The 10366-nt window shown below is 51.7% G+C and carries 10 protein-coding genes and 1 pseudogene; 10 read left to right on the top strand and 1 reads right to left on the bottom strand.

The window, feature by feature from the left end:
* The 7 genes and pseudogenes from ABJQ89_RS11045 to ABJQ89_RS11015 all read left to right on the top strand — a co-directional run.
* Positions 1 to 228: pseudogene (locus tag ABJQ89_RS11045) on the top strand (hydantoinase B/oxoprolinase family protein); the annotation flags it as partial.
* Positions 225 to 1433 (top strand): FAD-binding oxidoreductase, encoded by a 1209-nt coding sequence (locus ABJQ89_RS11040; RefSeq protein WP_348496292.1) that lies wholly within the window; start codon positions 225 to 227, stop codon positions 1431 to 1433. The pseudogene ABJQ89_RS11045 and the gene ABJQ89_RS11040, both read left to right, overlap by 4 nt.
* The gene (locus ABJQ89_RS11035; RefSeq protein WP_348496291.1) at positions 1433 to 2206 is read left to right on the top strand and encodes an aldolase/citrate lyase family protein; all 774 of its coding nucleotides are present in this window, start codon (positions 1433 to 1435) and stop codon (positions 2204 to 2206) included. Before ABJQ89_RS11040 ends, ABJQ89_RS11035 begins: the two co-directional genes overlap by 1 nt.
* Positions 2207 to 2246: 40 nt before the next feature.
* Complete coding sequence (locus ABJQ89_RS11030) at positions 2247 to 3086, top strand: NAD(P)-dependent oxidoreductase (RefSeq protein WP_348496290.1); 840 nt, start codon at positions 2247 to 2249, stop codon at positions 3084 to 3086.
* Positions 3087 to 3218: 132 nt separating this feature from the next.
* On the top strand, positions 3219 to 4961 hold the full coding sequence (locus ABJQ89_RS11025; RefSeq protein ID WP_348496289.1) for an alpha/beta fold hydrolase: 1743 nt from the start codon (positions 3219 to 3221) through the stop codon (positions 4959 to 4961).
* A 407-nt stretch (positions 4962 to 5368) separates the two neighbouring features.
* Positions 5369 to 6115, top strand: a complete 747-nt coding sequence (locus tag ABJQ89_RS11020; RefSeq protein ID WP_348496288.1) for a hypothetical protein — start codon at positions 5369 to 5371, stop codon at positions 6113 to 6115.
* Between the two features lie 3 nt (positions 6116 to 6118).
* Complete coding sequence (locus ABJQ89_RS11015) at positions 6119 to 7348, top strand: surface lipoprotein assembly modifier (protein WP_348496287.1); 1230 nt, start codon at positions 6119 to 6121, stop codon at positions 7346 to 7348.
* A gap of 15 nt (positions 7349 to 7363) precedes the next feature.
* On the opposite strand, the gene ABJQ89_RS11010 is transcribed toward ABJQ89_RS11015, so the two are convergent.
* Positions 7364 to 8125 carry a DUF547 domain-containing protein gene (locus ABJQ89_RS11010; protein ID WP_348496286.1) on the bottom strand — a complete coding sequence of 254 codons (762 nt, stop codon included), beginning with the start codon at positions 8123 to 8125 and terminating at the stop codon, positions 7364 to 7366.
* 234 nt (positions 8126 to 8359) lie between these two features.
* On the opposite strand from ABJQ89_RS11010, the gene ABJQ89_RS11005 reads away from it, so the two are divergent.
* From ABJQ89_RS11005 to ABJQ89_RS10995, 3 genes are all read left to right on the top strand, one after another.
* Positions 8360 to 8626, top strand: a complete 267-nt coding sequence (locus tag ABJQ89_RS11005) for a hypothetical protein (protein ID WP_348496285.1) — start codon at positions 8360 to 8362, stop codon at positions 8624 to 8626.
* A gap of 16 nt (positions 8627 to 8642) precedes the next feature.
* Complete coding sequence (locus ABJQ89_RS11000; protein ID WP_348496284.1) at positions 8643 to 10061, top strand: hypothetical protein; 1419 nt, start codon at positions 8643 to 8645, stop codon at positions 10059 to 10061.
* Positions 10051 to 10366: glycosyltransferase (locus tag ABJQ89_RS10995; RefSeq protein WP_348496283.1), on the top strand; the 316-nt coding region annotated here is incomplete at its 3' end. The genes ABJQ89_RS11000 and ABJQ89_RS10995, both read left to right, overlap by 11 nt.

Here is a 10366-nt window from a genome sequence, read left to right as displayed (position 1 = left end):
GCAATGAACGGTAAGGGCAAACAATTCGTGCCGCACGGGCGCAAGGTTGTCATGGCCTTCCCGGGGGGCGCTGGCTACGGTGATCCGGCGGAACGGTCACCTGAACTGGTAAAGCGTGATTTGGCGCGAGGCTATATTTCTGAGCAAACAGCTTCGGAAGTTTATGGTCTATCATCTAAAGACATCACCGAGATCGCGGCGGCCGTCGCAAAAGGGGACAGCATATGAAGACGCAAACACCGCAAAAAAACAGCTATGACGTCGTGATCATCGGCGGCGCGATTATGGGATCGTCGACAGCTTGGTTCTTGACAGACAACCCTGATTTCGACGGCTCTGCTCTGGTTGTAGAGCGTGATTCAAGTTACGAATTTTCGTCTACTGCGCACACCAATTCTTGTATGCGACAACAATTTTCGGCAAAGCTGAATGTTCAGATAAGTCAGTTTGCTGCAGATTTTGTAAAGAACCTGCCCGAACGTATTGGCGATGATCGAGTTCCAGCACAAGTGATCCAGAACTACGGTTACATGTATCTGGCCGATAACGACGACTTTGCGAATGTCTTGCGCGACAATCAAACCGTGCAGCTCGATGCGGGCGCGGAAACCCAGCTTTTGACGCCTGAAGAGATCAAGGCGCGCTACCCATTCTATGACGTTGATGATTTGGTGCTTGGCTCCATTAACCTCAAGGATGAGGGGTATTGGGACGGAGGCACTGTCTTTGACTGGTGGCGCCGCTCTGCGCAGGATCGTGGTGTCGAGTATATTTCGAACGAGGTTGTCGCGATTTCCAAAAATGCGGCTGGCACCAAAGTAGAAAGCGTCACGCTTGCCTCTGGTGATGTGATTGCCTGCGGACAGTTGGTCAACGCATCAGGCCCGCGCGCTGCGCGCACCGCGCAGATGGCGGGGTTGGATATTCCTGTTGAGCCACGCAAACGCTTCACATGGATTTTCTCGGCTGCGCAGCCCTTGGATCAAGACTTGCCGCTCACCATCGATCCATCGGGCGTTCATTTCCGTCAGGATGGCCCAAAAACATATTTGGCGGGTTGTCCTGCTGACCCTGATCCCGCGGTGGCCTTTGATGATTTCGCGATGGATCATAACCGTTGGGAAAGCCATGTTTGGCCGATCATCGCAGGGCGCATTCCCCAGTTCGAGGCGATCAAAGTCGTGAATGAATGGGCTGGGCATTATGCGTTTAACACCTTTGATCAAAACGCGATCATGGGGCCGCATACCGAGGTCAGCAATTTTATCTTTCTCAACGGGTTTTCGGGCCATGGTTTGCAGCAATCGCCAGCAATGGGGCGCGGCACGGCGGAATGGTTGACGTATGGGGAGTATCGCGCGCTTGATCTGAGTTCGTACAACTATGCGCGTATTCCAGAAAACCGACCTATCATTGAAAAGGCGATCATCTGATGAAACTGAAGAAAAACGCATTCACGCATGCGATTGCTGCTGGTGAAAAACAGATCGGCCTTTGGGTGACGCTCTGCAGTAATTTCGCGGCGGAGGTGGTTGCACCAACGGGTTATGATTGGGTCGTGGTCGATATGGAGCACAGCCCGAATGACTATCTCAGCACGCTTGGGCAGTTGCAGGTATTTGCCGCGACCAACACCACAGCAATTGTTCGGGTCGAATGGAACGATACGGTGGCTGTCAAACGGCTGCTTGATCTTGGAGCGTCGGGTATTTTGTTCCCGATGATCCAGTCAGTAGAAGAAGCGAAAAGCGCCGTCGCAGCAACGCGTTATCCACCAAATGGTGCGCGCGGTTTCTCTGGGACAACGCGGGCGACGAAATTTGGCCGCGTAACGGATTATGCTGAACGCGTCGATGAGGAAACGAGTGTCATCCTGCAGCTTGAAACGCAGGCCGCGATGGCACAGGCAGAAGAGATCGCCGCAGTGGAAGGCGTCAGCGGCATCTTTTTCGGTCCGGCAGATATTGCTGCTGATATGGGCCTGCTCGGCCAGCCGACGCACCCAGATGTTTGGAAAGAAATCAAAGCCACTGCTGCCAAGTTGATCGCCAAAGGCGTTCCTGTTGGTACGTTGGTCTTTGATCCCGACAAAGCAGCAGAGCTTTTGAATGAAGGGTTTACCTTTGTCGCCTGTGGCATGGATGCGGCATTGCTTGCTAAGGCATCAGATGCAGCGTTGGCCCACGTAAAAAGTAAGTTGCCGTAATAGGTGGCGCTCGTCACAGAATTTTAGAGGAAGAAAACCCATGAAGAAACTCGTTTTGACAGGCGCTGCTGGTCGCTTGGGATCATATCTGCGCGAACCTTTGTCGAAAATGTGCGAGACTCTTGTGTCCACAGATATTGTCGATGCGCCAGATACGCGGCATGCCAATGAAACCTATGTTCAAGCGGATCTCGCTGATCTGGATGCAATGGTTGAGTTACTAGAGGGCGCTGACATGGTTATCCATTTTGGTGCAATTGGCGACGAGGCACCGTTTGAAACCTTGCTGGGGCCGAATTTCATCGGGGCGTATAACATCTGGGAAGCGGCCTATCGCAACAAAGTGCGCCGTGTTGTCTATGCATCATCGATCCACGCGGTTGGCATGCACAAAAAGACCGATGCGATTGGTATTGATGCGCCGCATAAGCCTGATACGTTCTATGGGTTGGCGAAATGCTTCGCCGAAGATTTGGCGAGCATGTATTGGGACAAGCGTGGCCTTGAATCTGTCTGTATGCGCATCTTGTCCTGTGCGCAGGTGTCTAATCCCCGCGCGGTTGGGACGTGGTTGTCTTATGATGATCTTATCCATCTCGTCCAACGCGCGATTGATACACCGATCACTGGTTTTTCGATTGTGTATGGTGTGTCGAACAATGATCGCGCACCTGTCGACAACAGCGGCGCGCGGCATCTGGGGTACAAACCAAAGGACAACGCTGAGCAGTTCGCAAAAGAGATTTATGCAGCAAACGAAACCCTTGATCCGCATGATCCAGGAAATACCCATCATGGGGGTCCGTTTGCATCAGTTGAGCTAGGCAATAGCGGTGTCGCGCATCTGAATCTAAATGCGGATGACACTGCGAAATCTTGATCGTGTCACATGAAACGCATGTAATACGTTCGCGTCATGTGTTTGATCCAGTTTCGTCGAAAAACAGTGTTGCACCTTCAGGTCGGGTAATGGAAGGTCGATAAAACACATTTTGATGACGTCTGGATTTTTATGTCGGAAGACATAGCGCCCCAAACTATGGGGCGCATGCTCGAACTTTTGGATCACCTTTACGTCGCCGCTGAGGGCGACGAACCCTTAGGCGATCTTATTAAGGCGTCTGATCTTTTCTTTTTCTCTCAATCTGACCGACGTGGTTTGTTGGATGATATTCCAGCCAGTTTAGAAGCGTTTGATGCGTTTCGAAAACACATTGACCGGATCGAGCGCGCTGTTGGTTCAAAAGATGCGACGGCGGAAACGACATCTCACGTAGACTCACATTTGGCATCTTTTCAAGTTGAGATGACTTCGGAAATTGTGACGGGCAATGCGACTGCTGAAGCATTGTTTGGCGTCTCTTTTCCCGTTGATTTTAACGAACTGCCCTTTACAGCCGAAAGCCAAAATGAGCTTCGCGCCTTGCTCAGAGATGTGCGTTCAGGTGTCTTTCAAGGGGTGCGGGTTTTGCCCTTTGTGTTGGAGCATCGGGAAGATGTGCTGATCGCCAGATGTACCAAGTTCGAAACATTTACAGATGATGAGAACTACATCCCCGTTCTTCAGTTTACAGTTTCCTACGTCAAATGGACGAAAGAATTGCTGTCGTTCGCCTCTTCAGACTACGGGGTAAGCGATGCCGAAATCGAAGTTTTGCTCGAACTTCTGGACGGGGCATCGCAGGTGAAAGCGGCGGAGCGGCTCGGCAAATCAAAAGAGACCGTCAAAGCGCAAGCAAAGTCGATTCTGCGTAAATTTGGTGCGGCTCAAATGTCGGATGTCCATACCTCTGCGCTCGCCTATGCGTTTTTAGGACGTGGTTCGCGCGTGCAGGACATGATAGCGCCTATCGTTCCGCACGCACCGATGTCTGGCAGTAAAATGATGCCGGTTGGGCAATTGCGCTCTGTGGAAGTGTGGGAATACGGGGCGCCAGATGGCCTGCCCATCGTGTTCTGGCATGGCTTGGTTTTGGGGCCGTTCTTTTCGCCTAAAATGATCGAACGGTTTAATGCTGAAAACATCCGCGTGATTTGTATTTCGCGCCCAGGATTTGGACGCTCGTCGCCACCGGTGCGATGGCCTGATTACGATGAGACTGTGACTGCGGATACCGTTGCTGTGCTTGACGAGCTTGGCGTCGACAAAATGATCTTTTGGGTACATCAGGCAGGCATCAGTTTTGCATGTCGTGCGGCCGGCGCTCTAAAGGGTCGCGTGTTGGGGGCTGCGATGAATGGGGCTGGTGTTCCAATTCGCCCGCATATGTTGTCCAAGATGAACCGCCATACTCGGGTCGCTGCAGCAACGGTGCTGCATGCGCCAAAACTCTTGGAGATGATGCTCAGGGTAGGGTTTCGCACATGGCGTATCTCAGGTCCCGTGCCCTACTTCCGGCAGTTCTTTGGAAAGAATGGCGTCGAGCAAGATGCGCTTAAGCAACCAGATATTGCCAACCTGTTTGAATTAGGGTTTTTGCATACTACCTCACAAAGCCCAGATGGCATGATCTGGGACGGTAAATCGGCGATGCTGGATTGGTTTGAGGAGTACCGCCACTTTGACTTTCCGCAGCATTGGATGCATGGGACAGAAGATCAAATTCTCGATGCGTCTTTCGTTGCCGAGTTCTTGAAAGAGCAAGGTCAACCGCCTTTGATTATCATGCAAGGTTATGGATCAGATCTGCTTTATCGCGGGTTTGATCAGGTTTTCGACGAAACTTTAGCGTTTTTTCGGGGACTTAACCCCTAGGGGTGATTTCAAAAGTTTGACCATCTGACAAAAGTTTAGCGTCTGGCCCATTTGGGCAATTAGCAAACTCTAAATTTGGTAAAATTATGCTCTGTTCTTTCTACTTGGATCGCTTTTTTCAAAGCCGTTTTCCAATCAACTTTTCTCAACAATCCATATTTACTGGTGACTATATTTCCAGCTCCCCAACTGGGATTCCCAAGCGCCGGTAAGCCATACGCGTGTTTGTTAAAACACGCGTAGGTGCGCGCATCTTTTGTAAGGGCCAGACATTCCGATCCGCTTTTGGCGGAACCAAAAGCTGTGCGCACCACTTTCCGACTTCAAACCCACACCCACTAGGCGCGCATTTCTGCGGGCCAGCAATGACCTGATTTTTAACCTGCAAAATTGCAAAGGAGACTACCTTGAACTCTCATTCCTATAAGTTCTTTCTGCCTGCTACGTTGGCGATGTCGACCATGCTCATGGGCTGCATTTCAAACCCGTCAGTCACAGGCACCACATCGTCATCGGGGGGTACACCAGCCGCAACATCAGGTGGGGGAACCACCAGCGGTGGCAGCACGAGCGGTGGCACATCGGGGGGCACTGGCGGTGGCACAGGTGGAGGTGGTTCGCTCTCTGCTTATGAAACTGCGTTTAACGCGGCGAATGGTCAGTTGCCGACGCAAACAGCGATTACAGGCAATGCGACCTATTCAGGCCAAGTCAATGTGTTGACCGGGGCCAATGCCGCCGATCAGAATGAATCCGTAACCGGTGACTTGGCAATGACCATTGATTTCACTCCGAATGTTGCGCGGCCCATTTCATCGACTGTGAACAACATCGCTGGTGAAGTGAATGGTGTGCAAACCAATATCGCTGGGACGCTTTCTACGGCGAACGCACCAAATGGCGTGAACGCGATTAGTACGACCAATTTGAATATCGCCGGACAACCCACAACGTTCACAGGTCTTTCAACAGAGCTGCGTGGAACGCTCACTGATCCTACAGACACTTTGTCTGGCAATACGATCATGACAATGCAGGGTGATTTCAAAGGGGCAGATGGTGCCAGCGTTACAGGTTCAACCGGCGTTAGTATCACACCTGCCAACAACCCCACGATTATCACTGGCGGCACCTTCTACGCGGACAAGGACTAACCGATGTTTCGCGGTTTTAAAAACCTGCCCAAAGCGATCAAGCTTTGGGCGACCGGTGTGGTGCTTTTTGTCAGTCTTGCCTTGCCTGTGGCTGCGCAAGACGAACAGTATCGCAGTGATCAAGAACTTTGGGATGCGGCACTCAGTGCTGTGAAGGACGGCGATTTTCAACGGGCGCTTGCACCGCTTGAGATTTTGGTGAACCGCGATCCTGACAATATTGATTACCGGTTTGAGTTGGCGTTGGCCTTGAGCAAGGTCGACAACTACGCTCGCGCCAAACATCATTTGACACAATTACGCTCAACCCAGCTCAGCTATGGCGCGCGCCAAGCGGTGAACAGTGTCCTTGCTGAAATTGATGATAGCAATCCTTTGACTGGCTACCTGTCTTTTAGCCTTTTGCCGGAAAGCAACGTAAACCGTCAGACGGACAATGAAACGATCATCATTGGCGGTCTTCCCTTTCGACTGAATACTACGCGTCAGCCTGGGGTCAGTTTGCAAGCGAATGCAGGCATAGCCTATAGCGCAAAACTTGATGATCGATTGACGGCGCGTTTTCGGCTCGATCTTTCGGGGAAATTCAACAAGGCCATTGCCTATCGTGATATCGCCGCGATTGCGCGAACAGGTCTATCGTTCACCAACAAGACGCAAAGCACCTATGAAGGCGGATTGATTTTTGGACAGCGTTGGAGCGCGGCAAAATCGTATTCACAAACCACAGGTCTCTATTTCGATCATGGTCGACCCAGTGGTGCACGCGGGTATTTCAATCTCAATACCAAGTTGACCAAAACCAAACATATCAGCGGAGCACCGGATCATGACATTGGCTTTGTGCAACTGTCCTACACACATGGTATTTCAGCCAATGCCCAGATCACCGCGAGCGCATTTCACCAGATTGCAAAAAGCACGGATCTTACCGCAGCGGGCCAAACAACGGGCGTTAGCGTAAGCGGGACATATGCATTTCGTGGTGGGTTAATCACTGGGCTAACGCTCAGCCATTCGGTGGACGAGCGTGAAGGATTTAGTCCGTTCTTTTTCAAAGAGCCGCGAAAGGATCGAAAGACCAGATTGGATATCTCGATTCATCATCGCAATATCCGTATCGGTGCATTCGCACCTCAGCTTTTGATGGGGCTGGAGCGAAATCAGTCGAACAATGTGCTGGCCGATTATACCAACAAATACGTCTCTTTTGGACTGACGCGAAACTTCTAGCGTGATCGCGCCAGATTACTCGTTCAGCGTCCAGTCGTAACTGTGATCCGAGATGCGATCAATCGTGTCTAACTGCGCCTTTAATTCGGGATCGGCATAGGTTTTGATATGTTCCAGAACCGTAGCATTGCTGTTGCCGAAATCCACAGCAAACCAACTGTAGATCGAGGACACGATCACGTCGCCACCGTCGAAGGAAACACCGCGCGGATGGTTGACGAAATCACGCGCGAGTGTGGTCAATGTGTCGTCCACTGTACTGGCCTCAAAGGCAGCTGTGTGCAAATTCGGACACCCAATAGAGGCGCAGTTCACGCCATAATGAATGCGAGGGTCGTTCCAGATAGGGCGCAGGATTTCGTGCTCAATCGCGTCGAGAGACATTTCAACATCTTCAACAAAGATCAGCTCCGCTTTCCATGGGCCATTTGCGAGAAGGCCAGAGATGTCGATGTCTTTGATAGACGAGACCGGGTAGTGATCTAAGACAACTTTGATGGTCAGTGCGTTGTACAGGTTTAGCCAATAGGCCAGCTGTTCGTCACGGTTTAGGCTGGTGACTTCCACAGTTTCTAGCGTGTCGATGTAGGATGCCAATTTCGCCTTATCAGTGTCTGATACCGCGCCATACGCAAATCGGTTCAGTCCCGTTTCATCGGGCTTAACGTAGTCTTTGAGCAAGCTGTCCCAATCGCCATGATTGATGGTTTCGGTCGAGGTTGCGTCATGCAGCTCCCAGTATTCCCAAGCCTCTGGCGCGAAGGAGGACCATTTCATCAATGCACCTGCGGGCAAAAATAAAAGACAAGCGATGGCGAGAGTTGATCTAAACATATTGGACATTTCCTGAGGAGACGCGGTTCCCTCGATCCATGACACGAGGCGGTGAATGCGAGCAAATCAAACTCAAACACCTGAACGTGATCCCAGTTGAATAGCGTGAAGGAATGTTATGCGCCTATGGTTTCTTCAATTCACGAATCCAATGTTTGCTTCCGCAGGAGAACAACCATGACTAATAATAAACCGACCGTACGTATGATTGCTGGTGCGTCCCTTGTGGCGGCGTCGACGCTCGTGTCCGGCGTTGCTTTGGCCGAACAGGACGGACTTCAGACGCAGGTCGCGTCCGGTCTTGGGCTGAATGATGCAATCTTTCAACAAACTGATACGACGGTTTTGACCGAAGCTGAAAAGCGCCGTTTGCTACGTCAGCAAAAACGCAAAAAGCGGGTGCGCGTCACGCGTGAAAGCCACGGTGGTAGCTTCCGTAACTGATGAAATGAAGTAGGCAATGCCACAGACACGCCCAAGCTCTGATACGCTCGCATGGATGTGGTATGCGCTTGGGCTGGGCGTCGTGGCGTTGTCGACTACGCTGTCATGGCTCAGTCACAGTTTTTCGGAGGAAGTCGCGAGCGCCGATCTTCCCAATCTTCCGTATTTGGGTCTACTTATCGGCGGTACAGCCTTCGTAGTTTATGCGATTGTCATGCGTTTGCATGCTGCAGACTCAACCTCAAAATGGCCGCTTTTCCTATTCGTTTTTATAATCGGAATCGCCGCGCGCATTGTTCAGTTTGGGGCGGTGCCAATCTTGGAAGATGACTATCAGCGCTACCTCTGGGATGGTGCGCTGCTCGCGAATGGCTTGTCGCCTTACCTTTACGCTCCGCTTTCCTTTCTGAACGCAGTTGTTGAAGCACCGGCCTATTGGGATTTGGCTGAAACGGCTTGGCCTGTGATTGAGCGGATCAATCATCCAGAATATCGCACGGTCTACCCACCCGTCGCGCAAATGTTCTTCGCGATGAGCTACTGGATATCGCCGCTTTCGCTGGAAGGGTGGCGCGTTGTTTTGTTGTTTGCAGACATCAGCGTCTTTGCCCTTTTGGTTGGCATTTTGCGCGCGCTTGGCCAATCTCAAATGTGGGCTGCACTTTATTGGTGGCATCCATTAGCGATAAAGGAAGTCGCTAATTCAGCCCATTTAGAGCCTGCTTTGATGGTATTTGTCCTCGCTGCGTTGTGGGCAGCAATGGCGGCGCGCTATCGTATTGCAACGATCTTCTTGGTGCTCGGTTTCGGTGTAAAGGTATGGCCGCTTTTGTTGATGGCGCCGCTATTGTGGTCACTGCGCCGCTCGCCCGTCTTAGCGCTGCAATGCGTTATCATGTTCGGCGTCGGCGCCGCCGTAATGATGTGGCCTGTCATTTCAGCAGGCCTTACAGAAACCTCTGGTTTCGTTGCCTTCGCGCGCGGTTGGGCTGCGTCTTCCTCGGCTATTCTTGTAAGTGATTTTCTTGCTCAGGGTTTGGGCGGTCTCTTGGGCATTGACGCACCTGCATTGCTCAGCCGCGTGCTTCTGGGACTGGCACTGAGCGGTGTCATCATCATCACCTGCCTGCGCCAAAATGAAACGCCGTTCGGTATGGCGCGCTCCATCTTTATTATTACTGCCGCATTGTTCCTTTTGTCGCCCTCTGTGACGCCTTGGTATGCGCTGTGGTTACTGCCGTTCTTGTGCATTTTCCCACATCCAGCGTTGTTGCTCGCGAGCGTTTTGATTGGGTTGCACTATAGCTATTTTCCCCTCGCTCAGATCGATCAAAGCGCGCTTTACCGCTATGGCGTGGTCTGGGTGATATGGGTGCCTGTTTGGGGCTTGCTTGGCTGGAAACTTCTTAGGAAAGGACCGTCTCATGTTGAATGATCAACGCATTGGTGTGGTGATCCCTGCACTGAACGAGGCCCTTTCCATCGGGCAAGTTATCAAAGAAATTCCCGACTTTGTTGACCGCATTGTTGTAGGGGATAACGGGTCAACCGATGCAACTGCCGAAATTGCCCAAGCTGCTGGCGCAGAGGTTGTTCTAGCGCCACAGCGAGGGTATGGCAGCGCCTGTCTTGCGGCGCTTGAAGTGCTCGATGACGTGGATATCGTTGTGTTTGTCGATGGCGATCTGAGCGATTACCCCACGCAAGCCAGCGACATTATTGAACCCATCTTGAAGGGTG

It is taken from the genome of Planktotalea sp., assembly GCF_039984035.1.
Classification (GTDB): Bacteria; Pseudomonadota; Alphaproteobacteria; order Rhodobacterales; family Rhodobacteraceae; genus Planktotalea.
Note: the sequence above shows the minus strand (reverse complement) of the source record. Positions and strands in the feature narration are given on the sequence as shown.

What these genes read in the sequence shown, in the direction of transcription:
- ABJQ89_RS11040 (WP_348496292.1), top strand. Translation starts at nt 225, where the DNA reads ATGAAGACGCAAACACCGCAAAAAAACAGCTATGACGTCGTGATCATC.
- ABJQ89_RS11035 (WP_348496291.1), top strand. Translation starts at nt 1,433, where the DNA reads ATGAAACTGAAGAAAAACGCATTCACGCATGCGATTGCTGCTGGTGAA.
- ABJQ89_RS11030 (WP_348496290.1), top strand. Translation starts at nt 2,247, where the DNA reads ATGAAGAAACTCGTTTTGACAGGCGCTGCTGGTCGCTTGGGATCATAT.
- ABJQ89_RS11025 (WP_348496289.1), top strand. Translation starts at nt 3,219, where the DNA reads ATGTCGGAAGACATAGCGCCCCAAACTATGGGGCGCATGCTCGAACTT.
- ABJQ89_RS11015 (WP_348496287.1), top strand. Translation starts at nt 6,119, where the DNA reads ATGTTTCGCGGTTTTAAAAACCTGCCCAAAGCGATCAAGCTTTGGGCG.
- ABJQ89_RS11010 (WP_348496286.1), bottom strand. Translation starts at nt 8,125, where the DNA reads ATGAAATGGTCCTCCTTCGCGCCAGAGGCTTGGGAATACTGGGAGCTG.
- ABJQ89_RS11005 (WP_348496285.1), top strand. Translation starts at nt 8,360, where the DNA reads ATGACTAATAATAAACCGACCGTACGTATGATTGCTGGTGCGTCCCTT.
- ABJQ89_RS11000 (WP_348496284.1), top strand. Translation starts at nt 8,643, where the DNA reads ATGCCACAGACACGCCCAAGCTCTGATACGCTCGCATGGATGTGGTAT.